General features: G+C 69.3%; 13 protein-coding genes. 1 reads left to right on the top strand and 12 read right to left on the bottom strand.

All coding sequences use genetic code 11. The features are described 5' to 3' along the window. Positions 1-243: 243 nt before the first annotated feature. The 11 genes from ABH936_RS00615 to ABH936_RS00565 all read right to left on the bottom strand — a co-directional run bounded on the left by ABH936_RS00615 (position 244) and on the right by ABH936_RS00565 (position 17,988). Positions 244-930: an EcsC family protein gene (locus tag ABH936_RS00615; protein WP_006946552.1), complete on the bottom strand. Its 687-nt coding sequence runs from the start codon at positions 928-930 to the stop codon at positions 244-246. 127 nt (positions 931-1,057) lie between these two features. Further along, positions 1,058-1,987, bottom strand: a complete 930-nt coding sequence (locus ABH936_RS00610; RefSeq protein ID WP_040014953.1) for a PAC2 family protein — start codon at positions 1,985-1,987, stop codon at positions 1,058-1,060. A gap of 73 nt (positions 1,988-2,060) precedes the next feature. Beyond that, complete coding sequence (locus ABH936_RS00605; protein ID WP_006946632.1) at positions 2,061-2,504, bottom strand: HIT family protein; 444 nt, start codon at positions 2,502-2,504, stop codon at positions 2,061-2,063. A 20-nt stretch (positions 2,505-2,524) separates the two neighbouring features. Then, positions 2,525-6,439, bottom strand: coding sequence for an ATP-dependent RNA helicase HrpA (gene hrpA, locus ABH936_RS00600; RefSeq protein ID WP_404602077.1), 3,915 nt, complete (start codon positions 6,437-6,439; stop codon positions 2,525-2,527). A 118-nt stretch (positions 6,440-6,557) separates the two neighbouring features. Next, entirely contained in the window at positions 6,558-7,811 is a 1,254-nt protein-coding gene (locus ABH936_RS00595) for a DUF445 domain-containing protein (protein ID WP_038570673.1), read from the bottom strand. Between the two features lie 161 nt (positions 7,812-7,972). After that, positions 7,973-9,283, bottom strand: coding sequence for an McrC family protein (locus ABH936_RS00590; protein WP_051805783.1), 1,311 nt, complete (start codon positions 9,281-9,283; stop codon positions 7,973-7,975). Beyond that, positions 9,280-12,120: an AAA family ATPase gene (locus ABH936_RS00585; RefSeq protein WP_404602074.1), complete on the bottom strand. Its 2,841-nt coding sequence runs from the start codon at positions 12,118-12,120 to the stop codon at positions 9,280-9,282. The genes ABH936_RS00590 and ABH936_RS00585 overlap by 4 nt, the downstream gene beginning before the upstream one ends. Before the next feature lie 301 nt (positions 12,121-12,421). After that, the gene (gene serA / locus ABH936_RS00580; RefSeq protein ID WP_040014956.1) at positions 12,422-13,618 is read right to left on the bottom strand and encodes a phosphoglycerate dehydrogenase; all 1,197 of its coding nucleotides are present in this window, start codon (positions 13,616-13,618) and stop codon (positions 12,422-12,424) included. A gap of 163 nt (positions 13,619-13,781) precedes the next feature. After that, a complete protein-coding gene (locus ABH936_RS00575; protein ID WP_404602071.1) occupies positions 13,782-16,709 on the bottom strand; it encodes a vitamin B12-dependent ribonucleotide reductase in 2,928 nt (975 codons plus the stop codon). 79 nt (positions 16,710-16,788) lie between these two features. Further along, positions 16,789-17,247, bottom strand: a complete 459-nt coding sequence (gene nrdR / locus ABH936_RS00570; protein WP_404602069.1) for a transcriptional regulator NrdR — start codon at positions 17,245-17,247, stop codon at positions 16,789-16,791. A gap of 312 nt (positions 17,248-17,559) precedes the next feature. Beyond that, the gene (locus tag ABH936_RS00565; RefSeq protein ID WP_404602067.1) at positions 17,560-17,988 is read right to left on the bottom strand and encodes a LysM peptidoglycan-binding domain-containing protein; all 429 of its coding nucleotides are present in this window, start codon (positions 17,986-17,988) and stop codon (positions 17,560-17,562) included. A gap of 337 nt (positions 17,989-18,325) precedes the next feature. Here ABH936_RS00565 and lexA point away from each other — a divergent pair, with 337 nt between their 5' ends. Then, entirely contained in the window at positions 18,326-19,042 is a 717-nt protein-coding gene (gene lexA, locus ABH936_RS00560) for a transcriptional repressor LexA (protein ID WP_006946650.1), read from the top strand. A gap of 90 nt (positions 19,043-19,132) precedes the next feature. On the opposite strand, the gene ABH936_RS00555 is transcribed toward lexA, so the two are convergent. Beyond that, on the bottom strand, positions 19,133-19,966 hold the full coding sequence (locus ABH936_RS00555) for a Sir2 family NAD-dependent protein deacetylase (protein ID WP_197418913.1): 834 nt from the start codon (positions 19,964-19,966) through the stop codon (positions 19,133-19,135). Between the last annotated feature and the right edge of the window lie 35 nt (positions 19,967-20,001).

Here is a 20,001-nt window from a genome sequence, read left to right as displayed (position 1 = left end):
CGCGCTGACCACGAGCCACAAACCTGTGGACGAGGCATCCTGCGGACCGCGAAACGGGCCGTAGCCGTCACACCTGTGGGTGAGTGGGCCGTTCGAGCAAGGCCAGGCGGGGGTTCGCGGCCCGTCAGATCGTCGCCCGGAAGCCCGTTGATGCGCACAGACGACACATCGCCGAACCGGCCCGTTCACGCCGAACGCCACCCGTCGAAGACGAGTGGCGTTCGGGGTGGAATCAGGGCGACGTCAGGCTGACGGCGGGATCTGCGCGACGAAGTCGCGACGCGCCGACTGGGCGATCTTGCGGATGAGGACGACATCGAGGCCGCCACCGATGAAGCCGCCCGCCACGGGGATGAGGCGCGGAATGCGCGTGAGGAAGCGACGCCCCACCTGCGAGCCGAGACGGAACGCAACTGACTTGTTCACGACGGCGAGCGCCGCCGGCGGCAGCTTGCGCGTGGCGACGTTCGTCGCGACGCCACCCGTCATCGGGCCGAGGCCCTTGAGGACCTGCGTCGCGTCCGCACCGATGAGGTCGAGCAGGATCGCCGAGCGCACGGCTGGGTCGTCGACGTCGTGACCGTTGATGGCGGCGATTGCCGCGACCATGCGCGTCGCGACGGTGTAGAAACCGATGACGTTCGCGGGCAGTGCCACGGGGAGCGTGACGAAACCGCCGAGGTTGGTGAGGAAGCCGTTCGCGCCCGCGAGCTTCGTGTGTGATGCGACGACGTCGTCCATCGCCGCTTCCTTGGAGCCCGCCTTCTTCATCGCCTCGTCGGCGACGGCGCGGGCCGACTTGAACGTCGCCACGCCCCCGATGCCCACCGAGATGAGGTGCTGCGCCAGGGTGTTGGCCGTCGAGTCGAGCATGCCCGACGATTTCTCGGGGGCTGCAGGAGCCTTCTTGTCTTGACCGAATCCGAACATGAGGTGATCCTCCCAAGTTGGCGGGGGCCCGGCAAGCCACCGCAGGGGTGGCCGCAGCCAGGCGAGCGTTGCGAAGCCCGCGTGGCCGTCGGCTCAGACCGACGGCCGGCGAGAAGCGCTCGCGGGCTCACAACGAGCCCTTGGTGCCCGGATCCTCTCCCTCGGCGCGCAGGAACTGCTCCAGCTCGGCGCCGATCTCGTCTGCGCTCGGCAGGTCGTTCATCTCGGCGGCGAGGAGCGAGCGTCGACGACGACCCTCGGTGAAGGCGTCGTACTGCCGCTCGAGGCCCTCGACGACCTCGGTGACCTCGTCGTTCTCGCTGATCTGCTTGGCGATGTCGGCGCGATGCAGCCCGGCGATCGCGGCGAGCTCCTGAGCGGGGATCGCCAGCCCCGTCAGCCCGCAGACGGCCTCGAGCGCGGCGAGCGCGGCGTCCGCGAACTCGACCTGCGTGAGGTAGTGCGGCACGTGGATCGCGAAACCTGCGGTGTCCATGCCCGCCTCGGCGAGCCGAATGTGCATGAGCCCTTCGGCACTCGAGGGCACCTGGACGTTGCCGAAGAGCGGCTCGTTCTCCGTCAGCAGACGCTGATCGGAGGCGAAACGCGTGAAACCGACCGGGCGCGTGTGCGGCACGGCCATCGGGATGCCGTGCGCGCTCACCATGAGCGAGACGCCGAGGTTCGCCGCGAGGATGCGGACGGCCTCGCTGACGCGCTCCCACTGGTAGTCGGGCTCGGGGCCGGCGAGCAGCAGGAACGGCGTGCCTTCGGCGTCGACGAGGCGGTACAGCACAAGAGCCGGGTCGTCGTACTCGCTGTAGCGGTCGCGATCGAACGTCATCATCGGGCGGCGACCGCGGTAGTCGAGCAACTGGTCGACGTCGAACGACGCGACGACCGTGTGCTCAAGCGTGCCCAGCATGTGCGCCGTCATCAACTTCTGTGTGTTGCCCGCGTCGATGAAACCGCCCAGCGAGACCACGAGGGTCGAGGCGCTCTGCTCGGCGAGCGGGGTGTCGGTCTCGATGCGGAACAGTTGCGTGGGATCAAGCACGTCGTACTCCTTCGTCAGGTGCTCACCGTTCAACGCCCCGCGCGCGGGGATGATTCCCCCACGCCGCGGCCACTCAGGTCTGCGGCGACGCGGCGTCCGGAACGGTCTCGGCATGACCGTCGGTGCGCAACTGCGCCCGCAGCGCCTCGGCATTCTCGGCGAGGATCTGCTGGTCCTGGCCTCGCGTGACGGCGTGCGGGTCGAACTCGGCCGGGCTCTGCGTCGGCCACACGTGCAGGTGCAGGTGCGGCACCTCGTACCCCTCGACGAGCAGGCCGACGCGCTGCGCCTGCCACGCGCGCTGCTGCGCCTGACCGATGATCTGCGCGACACCCGTGAGATGCGCGAAGATGCTTGGCGGCGCCTGCGTCCATTCGACGATCTCCCCGCGCGGCACGACGACCGTGTGCCCGTCGGTGATGGGGTCGATGACGAGGAACGCCACGCACACCTCGTCCTGCCAGACGAAGTGCGCCGGGATGTCGCCGTCGATGATCTTGCTGAAGATGCTCGCCATGGCCTCCAACCTACGCCCGATCAGCGGGCCTCCGCAGCGTCCATGGCCTTGTAGATCCGCTTCTCGGACACCGGGTGAGCGGTGCCCAGACGCTGCGCGAACTGGCTGACGGCAAGCTCCTCGATCATCCAGCGGATGTCGAGCACGTCGGCGTCCCCACGGCGCTCGGGGCGCAGCCCGGCGACCATGTCGTCGTACTCACGTCGGACGGTCGCGACGAGGTCGGCGCGGTCGGCGTCACGCACGAGATCGGTGACGCCCTTGTCGAGCCGCTCGAGCATGCCCCGCACGTAGCGATCGAGGTGACCGAGGCGCGCCAACCCGGTCTCGGCGACGAAACCGGGATGGATGAGCGCGACGAGGTGAGCGGCGACGTCGTCGTGCAACGCCTTCGCCGCGGGCGCCGTCAATCGTGACAGCCCGAGCTGCACCTCGGCGGCGTGCTCGAGCACGGGCGCGAGCTTCTCGGCCGCCTCGAGCACGAGCGGTGCCACCTGCTGACGGATCGCCGTGAGCGCCAAGTCGAACTGCTCTGCGTCGCGCACTTCGCGCCCGGGAATGCCTTCGATGACGGAGTCGACGGCGGCCGCGAGGACGTCGTCCATGAGGGCGTCCATCGAACCGTGCGGGTTGTTGCCGAGCGCGAGCTTCTGCCGGTTGCTCATGAGGCCGAGGATTCGCTTCCACGGCACCTGCGTGTTGAGCAGCAGCAGACGGCGGGTGCCGAGCCGAGTGGCCTGGCGCGCCTCGGACTCGGTGCCGAGCACCTCGACAGCGACGTCACGGCCGTGGTCGACGACAGCCGGGAAGCCCGTCATCCGCTGGCGGCCGGCCGACTTCGTGAACTGGCGGGGCAGCTCACCGAACGTCCACTGCGTCAGCCCCTGCTGCTCGAGGTCTCCGGCCGCCTTCGCGATCGACTGACGCAGACGCCCGGCGAGTTCGTCCTGCAGCGCCGCGAGATCCTTGCTCTCACGGATCTTGCGGCCCCGCTCATCCTCGACCCTGAACGTGACCTTCAGGTGGTCGGGCAGCTTCCCCGGGCCCCAACTCCCCGCGGGCACACGTACCGAGGTGAGACGAAACAGCGCCTCGCCCAGCTCGTCGGCGAACGGGACCTCACCCGGGCGACCCTGGGCATCCATGAGCGCCAGCGCCCGCCGCGCATGGTCGGGAGCCGGGACGAAGCTGCGTCGGATGTTCTTCGGCAGCGACTTCACGAGGGCCGTCGCGAGTTCCTCACGCATACCGGGCACGAGCCAGTCGAACCCGTGATCCTCGACCTGGTTGAGCACCGGCAGCGGCACGTGCACGGTGATGCCGTCGGCGTCTGCACCCGGCTCGAACTGATACGTCAACTTGAGCCTGAGACTGCCCTGCCGCCACGACTTCGGGTAGGCCGACTCGTCGACGGCGTCCGCGTCGTCGGCGACGAGCAAATCCTCGGTGAAGGTGAGCAGGCTCGGGTTCTTACGACGCTCGTTCTTCCACCACCGGTCGAAGTGCGCCCCGGAGACGATGTCCGCCGGGATGCGCTCGTCGTAGAAGTCGAACAGGACGTCGTCGTCGACGACGAGGTCACGCCGTCGGGCGCGCGCCTCGAGGTCGGCGAAGCGCGCGCGCAGCGCCGCGTTGTCCTTGAGGAACTGGTGCTGCGCATCCCAGTCACCCTCGACGAGAGCGTGACGGATGAACAGGTCGCGAGAGACCTCCGGATCGATCGCGCCGTAGGCGGCCTTGCGGCCCGCGACGATCGGGATGCCGTACAGCGTGACCCGCTCGGACGCGACGGCCCCCGCGCGCGAGCGCTCCCAGTGCGGTTCGGCATACGAGCGCTTGACGAGGTGGGCGCCCGCCCGTTCGATCCAGGCGGGGTCGACGACCGCGTTGGTGCGCGCCCACATGCGGGTCGTCTCGACCAGCTCGCCCGCCATGACCCAGTCGGGTTGGCGTCGGAACAGCGTCGAGCCGGGCTGGATCGCGAAACGCGCCTGACGGGCGCCGAGGTACTCACGCTTCTCACGATCCCGCAGCCCGACGTGGCTGAGCAGACCCGTGAGCAGCGCCTGGTGGACGGCATCCACGCTCGCGGCGTTGTCGCTCATGAACAGCTTGGCCTGCTTGCACGCCGCCTTGAGCTGGCCGTGCAGATCCTGCCATTCGCGCAGCCGCAGGTAGTGGAGGTACTCGCGCTTGCACAGGCGCCGGAAGGCACTGCTGGACAGTTCGCGCTGCTGCTCGCGCACGTAGTTCCACAGGTTGAGGTAGCTGAGGAAGTCGCTCTTCTCGTGCTTGAACCGGGCGTGCTGCTGATCCGCCTGGGCCTGCGCGTCCGCGGGGCGCTCACGCGGATCCTGGATCGACATCGCCGCGACGATGACGAGTACCTCCCGCAGCGAGCCGTTCTCGGCGGCGGCGACGAGCATGCGTCCGAGCCGCGGGTCGACGGGCAGGCGCGCGAGAGTGCGGCCGGTCGGCGTCAGCTTCTTGCGCGGCCCCTGAGCGGTGGTGTCGAGGGCGTGCAACTCCTCGAGCAGCGCCACGCCGTCCTTGATCTGGCGGGCGTCGGGCGCGTCGACGAACGGGAAGCGCGCGATGTCGCCGAGGCCCAAGGACGTCATCTGCAGGATGACGCTCGCGAGGTTCGTCCGCAGGATCTCGGGGTCGGTGAACTCCGGGCGGGACGCGAAATCCTCCTCCGAGTACAACCGGATGCAGATGCCGTCGGCGACGCGGCCGCACCGGCCGGCGCGCTGACGGGCGGAGGCCTGCGAGATCAGCTCGATCGGCAGACGCTGCACCTTCGTGCGCTGGCTGTAGCGCGAGATGCGCGCGGTGCCGGTGTCGATGACGTAGCGGATGCCCGGCACCGTCAGCGACGTCTCGGCGACGTTCGTCGCCAGGACGATGCGTCGCCCGTGGTGCGGGGCGAAGACGCGATGCTGCTCGGCGGCGGACAGGCGCGCATAGAGCGGCACGATCTCGACGTCGTGACGCGCGCGCCCCCAGTCAGCGCCTTTGAGCGCGTCCGCGGCGTCGCGGATCTCGCGCTCACCGGAGCAGAAGACGAGGATGTCCTGCGCCGAACCGTCACCGCTGCCTGAGCGCCACAGCTCCTGTGCGGCCTCGACGATGCCCGTCACCTGATCGACGTCCTCGAGCTTGGGGTCCTCCCCCGGCTTGCTCGGCGCGAGCTCGCGCACGAGGGGCCGATACCGCGTCTCGACGGGGTAGGTGCGCCCCGAGACCTCGATGATCGGCGCGGGCCCGTCCGGGCCGGCGAAGTGCTCGGCGAAGCGCTCCGGGTCGATCGTCGCGGACGTGATGATCACCTTGAGATCGGGGCGCCGCGGCAGCAACTGCTTGAGGTAGCCGAGGATGAAGTCGATGTTGAGGCTGCGTTCGTGCGCCTCGTCGATGATGAGCGTGTCGTACTGACGCAGATCCCGATCGCGTTGCATCTGCGACAACAGGATGCCGTCGGTCATGACGCGCACGCGGGTCTTCTTCGACGACTCGTCGACGAAGCGCACCTGATAGCCGACCGTCTCACCGAGCGGCGACTCGAGTTCTTCGGCGAGCCGCTCGGCGACCGAACGCGCCGCGATGCGTCGCGGTTGGGTGTGGCCGATGGCGCCGGCGCGCCCGCGCCCCAGTTCGAGGCAGAACTTCGGCAGCTGCGTCGTCTTGCCCGAACCCGTTTCGCCCGCGACGATGACGACCTGGTGGTCGCGGATCGCCTCGAGGATCTCGTCTTTCGCCTCGACGACGGGCAGGTGGCCCGGGTAGCGCAGGACATACGACGCTGCTTCCGATGTGGGGTCGGGGATGGCCTCGGCGGCCAGGGCCGGTTCGTCCCCTCGGGGTGACGCGTTCGCTCTGCTCCGGCTCGGCCTGCGCCGGCGGGACGATGAGGCGAGCGGCGGCCCGGGCATCGCCGGATCGCCGTTCGAGGAAGGTTGCGAAGGTCTTGGAGTAGTCACGATTCGCTCATTTTCTCACGCGCGCCGGTGATGGCCGCGCGCGTTCGGGCAGGGCCCAGCGCCCCCGCCGTCAGGGCAGGAGCTGGCTGAGCGTGTAGATGAGGAGGCCGACGAGGCCGCCGACGACGGTGCCGTTGATGCGGATGAACTGCAGGTCGCGCCCGACGAACGACTCGATGCGTTCGGAGGCGTCCTGCGCGTCCCAGCGCTCGACCGTCGAGGAGATGAGGGCCGTGATCTCGTGGCCGTATCCCTCGACGCCGGCGGCTGCGACGTCCTCGAGGCGACGTTCGAGGCTCGCGTGGAGCGCGTCATCGGTGCGGATGCGCTGCGCGAGCGCCCGCAGGTGGTGGACCATCCGCGCCCGCAGCTCGCCGTCAGGATCCATGAGAGCGTCACCGAGCATCCGACGCACCGACGACCACACGTTCAGGGCCGCGTCGGCGACGCTGGGGTGGGTGAGGAAGCGCTGCTTGAGGTTCTCCGCCTGCTGCTGGGTCTTCTCGTCGTGCTGCAGGTCGTGCGCGGCGCGAGCGAGGAACGCGTCGATCGCGCGACGCATCGCGTGATCGGGTGTGTCGCGCACCTCCGCGAGCCACTTGACGATCTCGAGGTGGATGCGGTCGACGACGGCGTCGTCGAGCCACTGCGGTGACCACCACGGCGCCTTCGCCCCGACGATGCGCGTCACCGCATCCTTGTTCTCGCTCACCCAGACGTGCATCTCGGTGACGCAGACGTCGACGAACCCGTGGTGCGTGCCGTCCGCGACGACCCCTTCGAGCAGGTGCCCGCCGAGTTCGCCGATGGGCTCGCGCTGCAGACGCGGGATGAGGACGGCGTCGAGGAAGTGGCGCACCTCGTCCTCGTCGAGGCTCTCGAGCGCCTTGTTGAGCTGCGGGGTGATCTGGGCGACGAGCCGCTCGGCCTGACCGGGGCGCTCGACCCAGGCCGCGACGCGTCGCGGGACGTCGACGCCGCGGATGCGCTCGCGCACGAGATCGGGGGTGAGGAAGTTGGAGGCGACGAACTCCTCGAGGCTCTTGCCCAGCTGATCCTTGCGCGTCGGGATGATGGCCGTGTGCGGCACCTTGAGACCGAGGGGGTGACGGAACAGCGCGGTCACCGCGAACCAGTCGGCAACGGCACCGACCATCGCAGCCTCGGCCGCCGCGTTGACGTACCCCCACGCCCCGCCATGGCCGTGCGTGAGGATGTAGATGACGGCCGCGAGGACGAGCAGCCCCGTCGCCACGAGGCGCATGCGACGCAGCGCAGCACGGCGCTCGAGATCGGCGGGGGCCAGGTTCATCGTCGTGGACACGCCGCCACGATAGTCGGGCTCTCGCTCGCGCACCGCCTCGACGGCACCGGGTTTCGCTCAGGGCGCACTGCGGACGCCGGTGCGTGGCGGCCGCGGGGTGACGTGCGCGGCGTCTCGGGTGTCAGGAGACGCAGGGGGCGTGCGCAGGAGCTCGGCGCCCGTCACCCGCACAGACGCCGCACGTGCGCCGCGAGATCGTCGAGGCCATCGCTCAGCTCACGCCACGACGCGTCGAGGTCGACGTGCCACGAGTGGACGCTCGCCCGCGTCGCCGGCATCCGGATGCGGCTCGCCGGGCGGCGCCGCGCGTGGGCATAGACGACGAGTGCTGCGTCGAGGTCGAGCGAGGCGGCCTGCACCATGACCGGGAAGAAGGCGGCCGCGTCGTTCGCGACGGCGGCGGCCGGGTCGCGAGGAGTCCGCGCGGTGTCGCGACCTCCGCCCGTCATGAGGTGCAGCGGGTCACCCGTGCGGCGGGGCACGTCGTCGTCACCGAGGTGGTAGCGGGTGCCGATGACGAGGCGGGGGCCGCTCGCGTCACGCACGAGGATGTCGGCGGTAGCGCGCAGCGACGCGGCGTCGTCGAGCGCGAGCTCCTCGGCCTGCTCGACGCGATGCGCGGGCCACAACCGCGCCCGCAGCTCGGTGGCGACGAAGCGCAGGAAGACGAGGTCGACGTCGACGAGGAACGCGTTCGCACCGCGCTCACCCGCGTCATGACGGATCGAGAAACCGTCGATCGCGAGACGCGCCAGACCCATCGCGTGCTCGTAGTGCGCATTGAGCCGCGTCAACGGGATCTCGAGCGCCAGCTCCCTCGGATCGGCGTCGGCGACCCCGTCGAACCGCGCGAGCAGCTCGACGGCGAGACGCCGCGTCTGCGGGCTGAGGCCGGGGGCGCCGAGCACGCGGACGACGGCCGCGCGCAGCAGGTGGTTCTCGACGACGTCTGACGTGAACTCCTCGAACCGGCACACCGGGGCGCCGACTGTCCACGGTCTGCGGGCGAGCTGGGCGACGAGCAAGCGGCCCCGCAGCGTCGAACTCTCCTCCTCGCGCGTGCGATACCCGTGCAGCAGCCCGCGGCGGGTCGCCGCCTCGACAGCGCACAGGACGACGAGCGCCGAGCCGTCGAGCAGTTCGCCGTCACCCGCGAAATCGCTCGTCTCACTCCCCCACGCGATCGACGCGTCCTGTCCGCCGAGCATCGCGAAGATCGATGCCATCCGCACGCGTGGCACGATGCGCACCTCGAAACCGGGAACGCTGACCGTGCCGACCCACGACGTCGTCTCGACGACGACGGCCTCCGGATCGGCCGTGGCGAGCAACCTCACCCGATCCGAGCCGACCGAGAACAGGGCGCGACGCGCACTGCTCGGCACGCGGACCGGCTCCGAACGCGAGTGCTCCGCCAGGGTGAGGCGAACGCGCTCGTCCGGCGCGAGGGCACCGGCCGCGAGCGCCGTCATGGCCCCTCGGGCGTCGCGTCGTTCGTGGCGCGCGCCGCGTCGTCGTCAGCATGCGCAGCCTGGGCGTGCCGTTCGAGCACGGCCTCCCAGGTGAACGTCGCGAGCACGTCCTCGCGCCCGTAGAGCTGATCCTCGATGAACGGGTAGACGCCGTACTTCCAGATGCGGGCGAGCGCGGCGTCGTCGAGGTCGCGCACCATGAAGTGGCTGTGGCCGATCTGCAGGTGCGGGCCGCGCAGGATCTGACGCAGCTCCTCGTTGACCCGATCGACGACGCCCGCCACCCACACGGGGCCGTTCTCGCGCTCCAGCCAGCGCGCCAGCAGCCCCTCCATCGGGCCTTCGTGCGGCATGAACGGCAGGAAGTGGAAGCGGCGTCGCAGCGCAGCGTCGACGAGGGCGATCGATCGGTCGGCCGTGTTCATCGTGCCGATGAAGTACAGGTTCGAGGGCAGCTGGAAGCCCTCGTCGGGCCGGTAGCTCGTCATGACCGACTGCGAGCGGTACTCGAGCAGGAACAGCAGCTCACCGAAGACGCGCGGCAGGTTCGCGCGGTTGATCTCGTCGATGACCATGATGTGCGGCGTCGTCGGGTCGGCCTCGGCGGCCTCGGCCATGAGCGCCAGCGGCCCCTTGCGCAGTTCGTAGACCATTGCGCCAGCGGCGTCGAGACGCGGGCGGAAGCCCTCGAAGAAGTCCTCGTACGACGTGGACGGGTGGAACTGCACGACGGCGCGCTTCGTCGGGTCGGGCTGCAGGGCCGCCGCGAATCGCTGCGCCATGAACGTCTTGCCCGTCCCGGGCGGACCGTAGAAGATGAGCTGCTTCTTGTCCTGCAGCAACTCGTCGATCTCGCGCAGGAACTCCTCGTCCACGAGCAGATCCGCCGCCGCCTCGGCGACCAGATCTCGTTCGGGGTCGACGCTCGTCTCGCCCTTGCGCAGCAGCCACAGCGCGAACTGCACCTGCCCCCACGGGTCGTTCGGCAGCAACGGTTCGAGCTTGCCGCGCAACCGGTCCGCGGCGATGACCTGCAGCCGACCACGCGACAACTCGCGCCGACGCGGCAGGACGACACCGAGCGCCTGCGCGAGAGCGACCTTGCCGTCACGCCCCGTCATCGCGTACACGGGCAGGTAGCGGTGCGGGTGCGCGATCGCCAGGAGCTTCATCGCGACCGCCTCGTCGAGCGAGACCTCATCGGCGCCCTCGGGGTCGATGACCGCGTCGATGCGGTCGGCGTCATCGCCCTCACCCCACAGCAGGTGCGTGACGGAGCGCGCGAGGTTCTCGAGGCCACGCGCATCGAGCGCGGCGAGGCGCGCGTCGAGGACACTGTGCGTGCCCGTCGACCCGTAGGCGCCACCGGCGATGATGCGCTTGAACGTCGCGAGGTCGAACGCGGCGAGCGCCTCCGCTTCGAGCGAGGCCGCGAAGGTGCGGCGCTGCTCGACGTGCCACTGATCGCGCTCCGCCGGGTACGGACGGTCGGCCAGGAAGGCGCGCAGCGCGATGGCGAGCTCCTCGTCGATGCCCTCGACGGGCGCATCGGAGCCGCGCATCGTGTCGACCAGCGGCAGCACGCGGCGCACGGTGTCCTCGACGTCCGCGGCGAAGCTGCGCCGCCCCACCCCGTCGGGGTGCGGGAACCAGCGGCCGACGAACACCTCGCCACCCTCGTACGACGCCCCCGTCGGCGTCAGGCGGTCCGGCGCGCCGGCCGGGCCGAGATGGATGAACTCCAGAGCGGCAGGCAGGTTCTGCTCGAGCCGCGAGCCGAGCTCCTCGTGACGTTCGGCGCCCGCCGCGGGATCCCAGCCCGACATCAGCCCGACGGCGATGCCGGAGCTCGTCATCCACACGCGCAGGGCGGGCGCTCCCCCGCTGCTCGCGGGCAGCAGCCACGTCGAGTGCGAATCGCTGCGGTAGGCCGCCCGCGAGGACGCCTCCGTCCGGGTCTGCAGGCTTGTCTCGGCGAGCTTGACACCCGTGGCACGCTCGAGCTGCTCGTGCAGGCTGCGCGCGACGAGCGCAGCATGACCGCGCAACTGCAGCGCCAGGGACGCGGCGCGTGCCTCCGACTCGCCGTCCGGATAGCCGACTCCCTGCTCGAAAGAACGGTGCAGTTGCGTCGACTCGGTCGCCAGCGCAGGCAGCGCCGCGCCGAAGCCGACGAACGACGGCTTCTCGCCCAGCGCCGTGACGACGCGCTGCGCCCGGTAGGCGCCGGCGGGGCTGAACGCACGGCACAGCGTCACGAAGTCGACGTAGCGCTCGGCGTGCGTGAGGTGGCGCCCCATCCACCCCAGGATCGCGAACGCGTCCGCCCCACCCGGCCACAGCACCGGCCAGTCCCCCTGGCCGGAGGTGGCCCACACGAGCGACAGGAACGTCGGCACGCGCGCGAGATCAGGACCACCGGATCCGATGACGTCCTCGAGACGCGCGATCGACGTGCCCGCCTCGTCGAGCGAGGTCGGGGTGACGAGCACCTTCGCCAGCACGTCCTCGAGCTCGCCGAGGCGGTCCTCGCAGTGCGCCACGACGCGCGGCAGCCAGTGCCGCGCGAGCGCGCCGGCCCCGACATATGGGCCCGGCCGCGCGCCCCACTGCGCGAGGGCCTCGGCGAAGCGCTCGATGTCGGGGCGACGGATCATTGCCTCGACGTCAGCCCTCAGTTCGACGTCGCGGGTGTGCGCGAGCGCGTCGAGCTGCTGCCACGACGCGACGAACGCGGGGTCGGCCTCGACGTGCTCGGCCATGAGGTCGTACGTGCTCCGCCACCGACCCAGATCGGTCTCGCGCTGGCCATCCGCAGCCTCGTCGGACCACGTCATGGGGGCTTGCATCACACCGTCACTCCCGGCACGGCGAACCCTCAGCGAGGGCCGCCGTCACCTGCGTCGAAGGGGGCATTCGGCGACGCGGAGCCTGCGGCTGCGGCGTCGTCGGTTCTGCCGGTCAGTCTAGCCTGCGACTCACCCTTCGGACGGTGTGCGTCCGGTGGCTCGAGATGACGTCCGAAGGCGCCGGCGCCCACGCGATGGCGCGGGTACGCGCTTCGCGTGGGCGGTTCGTGGGCCGCTGACGCTGCACTCGTACACCGTCGCGGGACGGGTCGCGGCAGGTCGGTGCGGCTCAGCGCACGACGCGCAGCCTGATCGTCTCCGGCATCGCGCGCAGCTGGTCCAGGACGGCGTCGGGCAGCTGGGAGACGACGTCGGTGACGACGTAGCCGGTGTCCGCGGCGGTGTCGAGCATCTGACCCTCGATGTTGACGCCGTGCTCGGCGAGGATGCCGTTCATGCGCGCCAGCGCACCCGGCACGTTCTTGTGGAAATGCACGATGCGGTGCTGACCCGGGCGCTCGGGCAGGTTGAGCGACGGGAGGTTGACGTTGAGCGTCGTTGAACCACGCTGGACGTAGTCGCGCAGCTTCGCGGCGACGAACCGTCCGATGTCCTCCTGCGCCTCCTCCGTCGAGCCGCCGATGTGCGGCGTCAGCACGACGTTGGGGATTCCCTGCAACGGTGAGTCGAACGGATCGCCCTTCTTCTTGGGCTCGGTCGGGAACACGTCGACCGCCGCACCGGCGATGTGACCGGATTCGAGATGCGTCTTGAGCGCGTCGTAGTCGACGACGAAGCCGCGCGAGAGGTTGAGGAACAACGAGCGCGGGCGCATCGCGGCGAACTGCTCGGCGCCGAAGAAACCGGCGTTGCCGGAGCGCCCGTCGACGTGCAGCGTGATGACCTCGGCGATCGACAGCAGCTCCTCGAGCGACGAGCAGCGTGTCGCGTTGCCGAGGGCGAGCTTGTCGTCGGTGTCGTAGAAGTAGACCTGCAGGCCGAGCATCTCCCCGACGACCGACAGCTGCGAGCCGATGTTGCCGTACCCGACGATGCCGAGCTTGCGGCCGCGGATCTCGTGGCTGCCCTTCGCGTCCTTGTGCCACACCCCGTCGTGCAGCGCGCGGTCCTTCTCGCTGAGGCGGCGCGCCATCATGATGATCTCGGCGATGGCAAGTTCAACGACCGAACGCGTGTTGGAGAACGGTGCGTTGAACACGACGATGCCCCGCCCCGCGGCGTGCGCGAGGTCGATCTGGTTCGTGCCGATGCAGAAGGCCCCGATCGCCTGCAGGTCGGGCGCATTGTCGAGCACGCGCGCGCTCACCTCGGTCTTGGAGCGGATGCCGAGCAGGTCGACGCCCTGCAGCGCCTCGATCAGCTCGTCCTCGTCCATCGCGCCGATGCGCATGTCGACCTCGAAGCCGGCCTCGCGCAGCAGCGCCTCCCCCAGGGGGTGCACGTTCTCGAGCAGCAGTGCCTTCACGGCCGGTTCCTTTCGCTGGCGGTGACGACGACCTGACGCGTCGCTCACATCATGAGACTTCATCGAGGCGATCGCAGGACGATCCATCTCAGCGGGCAAGACGGCAGGCGCCGTCAATGACTCTCGTCACCGGCGACGCCTGCCTTCATGCCTCAGCGAAGCATCAGCTGCAGCCGGAGGTGCTTCCGCAGCCCTCGCACACGTAGCAGCTACCGGCCGGACGCATCTTCGTCCCGCACGTCATGCACATCGGCGCATCCGCGGCGTGACCCTGGAACTTCTCGAGCAGCTCGGTGGAGCTGTGGATCTCGTTGCTCACCTCACGGGCCGAGGCTGCACCCGAGCCCGAGATGACCTCGTCGGCATGCTCCTCCTCCGACGTCATCGGAGCTGCCGGCGCAGTGGTACCCGCGCGCTCCTGACGGGCCGGGGCGGCCGTCTGCGAGTTCGACTCCGCGTCGAAGCTCTCGTCGTCGCCCTCGCTCGGAGCGTAGGAACCCGTCTCGAGTTGACGCGCACGCTCGGCCGCGGTGTGGATACCCATGAACGAGCGCGTGTCGAAGTCGAGGTAGTCGAGCGCCAGGCGGCGGAAGACGTAGTCCATGATCGACTGCGCCATGCGCACGTCGGCGTCGTCCGTCATACCGGCCGGCTCGAAGCGCAGGTTCGTGAACTTCTCGACGAACGTCTCGAGTGGCACGCCGTACTGCAGGCCGATGGAGACCGCGATCGAGAACGCGTCCATGACACCGGCGAGCGTCGAACCCTGCTTGCCGAACTTGAGGAACAGCTCGCCGAGGTCACCGTTCTCGTACGTGCCGGCGGTGAGGTAGCCCTCCGCGCCGCCAACGGCGAACGACGTCGTCTGCGACGAGCGACGCTTCGGCAGACGCTTGCGGACCGGACGGTACTCGATGACCTTCTCCGCAGCCGCGGTCTCGGTGCTGGTCGCGGCGGGCTCGGACTTCTTCTCCGCCTTGCCGTCGGACAGCGGCTGGCCGACCTTGCAGTTGTCGCGGTAGACCGCGATGGCCTTGAGGCCGAGCTTCCAGCCCTCGAGGTGCACCTCGGCGATGTCGTCGACGCTCGCGGTCTCGGGCAGGTTGACCGTCTTCGAGATGGCGCCCGACAGGAACGGCTGGCAGGCGGCCATCATGCGCACGTGGCCCATCGGCGAGATGGCGCGCGCACCCATGGCGCAGTCGAAGATCTCGTAGTGCTCGGGCTTGAGACCGGGCGCGTCGATGACGTGGCCCTTCTCGGCGATGTGCTCGACGATCGCCTCGATCTGCTCGTCCTGGTAACCCAGCTTCTTCAGCGCACGCGGGATCGTCTGGTTGACGATCTGCATCGAACCGCCACCGACGAGCTTCTTGAACTTGACGAGCGAGAAGTCGGGCTCGATACCCGTCGTGTCGCAGTCCATCATGAAGCCGATCGTGCCGGTCGGGGCGAGGACGGAGGCCTGCGCGTTACGGAAGCCGTTCTTCTCGCCGAGCGTGACGACGTCGGCCCAGGCCTTCGTGGCGAGGGCGTGGATGTCGCTCGCCATCGCACCCATGTCCTTGTGCGACGACAGCTCGTCGTTGGCCGCGCGGTGCTTGCGCATGACGCGGTTGTGCGCCTGGCTGTTCTGGGCGTAGCCGGCGTAGGGGCCGACGACGGCCGCCATCTCCGCGGAGCGCTTGTAGGCGGCACCCGTGAGCAGCGAGGTGATCGAGGCCGCCAGGGCGCGGCCACCGTCGGAGTCGTAACCGTGGCCCGTCGCCATGAGCAGTGCACCGAGGTTGGCGTACCCGATGCCGAGCTGGCGGTAGTCGACGGTCGTCTTGCCGATCGACTCGGTCGGGAAGTCGGCGAAGCAGATCGAGATGTCCATCGCCGTGATGACGAGTTCGACGACCTTGGCGAACGTCGCCGCGTCGAACGTGTCGTCTTCCTTGAGGAACTTCAGCAGGTTGAGCGAGGCGAGGTTGCAGCTCGAGTTGTCGAGCGACATGTACTCCGAGCACGGGTTCGACGCCGTGATACGGCCCGTCTCGGGGTTCGTGTGCCACGCGTTGATCGTGTCGTCGTACTGCACGCCCGGGTCGGCGCACTCCCACGCGGCCTTGTTGATCTTGTCGAACAGCTCACGCGCATCGACGGTCTCGATGACCTCACCGGTGTCGCGGGCGCGCAGACCGAAGCTGCCGCCGTCGACGACCGCCTGCATGAACTCGTCGTTCACACGAACCGAGTTGTTGGCGTTCTGGTACTGCACGGAGACGATGTCGCGGCCACCGAGGTCCATGTCGAACCCGGCGTCACGCAGCGCGCGGATCTTGTCCTCCTCGCGCGCCTTCGTCTCGATGAACTCCTCGATGTCGGGGTGGTCGACGTCGAGGACGACCATCTTGGCCGCGCGACGCGTCGCGCCACCGGACTTGATCGTGCCGGCCGAGGCGTCGGCGCCGCGCATGAAGGAGACCGGGCCGGATGCGGTGCCGCCCGAGGAGAGCAGCTCCTTGGAGGAGCGGATGCGGGAGAGGTTGAGACCGGCGCCCGAGCCACCCTTGAAGATGAAGCCCTCCTCCTTGTACCAGTTGAGGATCGAATCCATCGAGTCCTCGACCGACAGGATGAAGCACGCGCTGACCTGCTGCGGGCTCGCGGTACCGACGTTGAACCAGACGGGCGAGTTGAACGAGAACACCTGGTGCAGCAGGGCGTAGGTGAGCTCGTGCTCGAAGATCTCCGCGTCCTCGTCGGTAGCGAAGTAGCCGTTGTCGCGCCCGGCCTTGGCATAGGTCAGCACGACGCGGTCGATGAGCTGCTTGAGGGAGCTTTCACGCGCGTCGGTGCCGACGGCGCCACGGAAGTACTTGGTCGTGACGATGGTGGAGGCGTTGAGCGACCAGAAGTCGGGGAACTCGACACCCGACTGCTCGAAGATCGTCTCGCCCGTCTTCCAGTTCTGCTGGAGGACGTCCCGCTTCTCCCAGGTGACCTCGTCGTACGGGTGCACGCCGGGCGTGGTGAAAATGCGTTCGATCGTGACGCCGCCGGTGCGGCGTCCCGTCTTGGCGCGGGCCTTCGTCGTCTCGGTCATGACCGTGAGCCTCCTGGCAGGTGGGGTGAGCTGGTACGTGAGGGGGATCTGGGGGCGCGCCCTCGGCAGGCGCGCGGGGTCAGGACGCCGAGGCGGCGTACTGACGCAACTCGCTGACCGCCGTCTCGAAGTCCTCGAGCGATTCGAAGGCCTGGTAGACGGAGGCGAAGCGCAGATACGCGACGTGGTCGAGTTCGCGCAGGGGCCCGAGGATCTCGATGCCCACGTCATGGGCGTCGATCTCGGCGGCGCCCTTCGAGCGGATGGACTCCTCCACCTGCTGGGTGAGAACGGCCAACTGGTCGTCGGTGACCGGGCGGCCCTGGCACGCCTTGCGAACCCCGGACATCACCTTGTCGCGCGAGAACGGCTCGCTGACCCCGGAACGCTTGACGACCGTGAGACTTGCGGTCTCCATCGTCGAGAACCGCTTGCCGCAGTTCGGGCACTGACGGCGCCGCTTGATGCAGGTGCCGTCCTCGCTCGAGCGCGAATCGACGACGCGGGAGTCGGTGTTGCGGCAGAACGGACAGTGCACGTCAAACCTTCCGACGGGGCTGGGAACACTCGGGACGACGGCGCTCCACCCCGGGATTCCGGCCTCAGAGCGCAGATGCACATCAGCGGAGGAGAATCAACATCTAGGGGGAAGCGGGGGCCAAAGCCCCACATGTAGAGATGTTAGGCCCCTGAGACCCAACGCGCAACAGCACCGAGGCCGCGTCTACTCGCCCTGCGCAACCTCGCGACGACCCCCGCCACTCGTGCGCCGCGGAATCCTGCGCCAGCCGGGGGGAGGCGACTCACGCCCCCTCGAACCCTCGAACACGACGATGGCGATCGTCACACTTCACGGTGCGGGGATGATCACCTTCTGGCCGGCCTGCACCTGCGACGAGCCGAGGTTGCTCTCGTGCTCGATCGCGACGACCGCCTGGTCGTTGCGCACGCCCGGCATCTCACGCGCCGCGATCTGCGAAAGCGTCTCCCCCGCGCGAACGGTGACCTCGTGCCGCTGCGTACCGTCGACACCGCTCGCCATCGCCCGGCCCGCGAGGATGGCACCCGCCACGACGACGAGAGCCACGCACACGGCCGTGAAGCGACGACGGGCGAAACGAACGCTCTGAGAGTTTGTGCCGACCTGCACCGCGCCACCCGTGGGCACGAGGTGGAGGTGCGAGCGGGATGCCGCGGTGTCGACCCGCGCCACGCGGCGCACGTCGACACCCGAACCCAGCACGGGCTCACGTCGAACTGCAGTACTCGAAGCAACCATCGAAACCACTCCTTCTCTCGGGACACCCCCGAGGCGCCGCCACACCGTCACCGGTGCGGCTTCCTCACGCGACACGGTCAGCCCGGAGGGACCGATCGAACACGCGTGCGATAGAACAACTGTACGACACCCGAACGTGCTTTCGAACGGGGCGCACGGATTTCTTCGTACACATTTTTGAAAACTGTGTGCGACACCGCGTACTGTGGGTGATGTCAGATACACAAGCACCGCGCACCGACAACCCCGTCATGGCGGGCATTTCCGCCCCGCCGGAGGGTGCACGTGTCGCCACCGCGACCACCGATGTGCGACGAGGACCAGGAGGGGTCACACCATGGGTGACGTTCATTCGATGCAGGAGCGCACGCCGGGCAAGCTGACGCCACGCCAGCACAAGGTGCTCACCGTGATCCGACGTTCCGTTGACGAGCGCGGCTACCCCCCGAGCCTGCGTGAGATCGGCGAGGCCGTCGGTCTGACGAGCCCGAGTTCGGTGGCCCATCAGCTCGCCGCACTCGAGCGCAAGGGATACCTGCGCCGCGACCCGAACCGCCCGCGCGCCATGGAGGTCGTCTCCCCCGACTCGGGCGCGGCGACCCGCGGCTACCGCGGCAACGCCGTGTCTGCGCTATCCGAGTCGCAGCACGACGAGACGGGCTCGGGCGACGAGCGACCCACGCCGTCATACGTGCCGGTCGTCGGCCGCATCGCGGCCGGTGGCCCGATCCTCGCCGAGCAGGCCGTCGAGGACGTCTTCCCGCTACCGCGTCAGATCGTCGGTGACGGCGAGCTGTTCCTGCTGCGCGTCGTGGGCGACTCGATGATCGATGCGGCCATCTGCGAGGGCGACTGGGTCGTCGTGCGACGCCAGGCCGACGCCGCCAACGGGGAGATCGTCGCGGCACTGCTCGACTCGGAGGCCACGGTCAAGACGCTGCGCCGCAGCGAGGGCAAGACGTGGCTCATGCCCGCGAACGAGGCCTACTCCCCGATCGACGGCGACCACGCGAGCATCATGGGCAAGGTCACGGCCGTCCTGCGCAGCATCTGAGGCGCTGGCCCCGCCGCGCGGATCGGTCCAGCGTGTGGTTGCAACTCGACTCTCAGCCCCTTCTGCGCCCCGACGTTCGACGCCGAGACGTCAGGACGTCGCGAGGTCGAGCCCCAGCGCGTCGCACACGGCGGTGAGGGTCGGGCCGAGGGGTTCGCGCACGACGAGGTCGACCCGCTCCTCGCCACGCATCGCGCCGAGCCCGACGAGGGCGACCGGCTTCTGCTGCTTGAGGGCGGCGAGCACGAACCGGTAACCCGACATCACCTTGAGCGAACTGCCGAGCACGAGCACGCCCCGGCAGCGTTCCACTGCCCGCATCTGCGCCTCCACGACCTCAGGAGCGACGGACTCACCGAACATGACGACGTCCGGCTTCACCGTCGTGGCCGTGCAGCGCAGGCACGCCGGCACGATGACACCGCGCTCCAGCTCGACCGCCACGTCCGCGTCGCCGTCGGCGAGCAGGCGCGCCTGCGTCGGCAGCTGGGGGTTGAGTTCGCGCAGGCGCACCTGGAAGCCACGGCGCCCTTCCCGCGTCCCGCACGCGACGCAGACGACGTGCTCGAGCGACCCATGCAGCTCGGTGACGTCGCGGGCACCGGCACGCGCATGAAGGCCGTCGACGTTCTGCGTCACGAGGTGATCGACGAGGCCGCCACCCTGCAGTCGCGCCAGCGCGACGTGCCCGACGTTCGGTTCCGCCGCGTCGAAGATCTCCCAGCCGACGGCACTGCGCGCCCAGTACCGTTGACGCGCCTCGTGGGTGGCGAGGAACTGTTGGTATGTCATGGGAACCGTGCGGCGCGTGCCGTCGGGGCGCCGGTAGTCGGGGATGCCGGATTCGGTCGAGATGCCGGCGCCGGTGAGGACGAACAGCCCTCCCGCGCGCACGAAATCGGTCAGTTCCGCGACGCCGCTCATCATCCTGCCCCTCCCATAGGTCTGCGTTCGATTGT

The sequence above is a fragment of the Dermacoccus sp. GAS27A genome (assembly GCF_044909235.1).
Classification (GTDB): Bacteria; Actinomycetota; Actinomycetes; order Actinomycetales; family Dermatophilaceae; genus Dermacoccus; species Dermacoccus nishinomiyaensis.
This window is presented reverse-complemented; position numbering and strand designations above follow the sequence as displayed.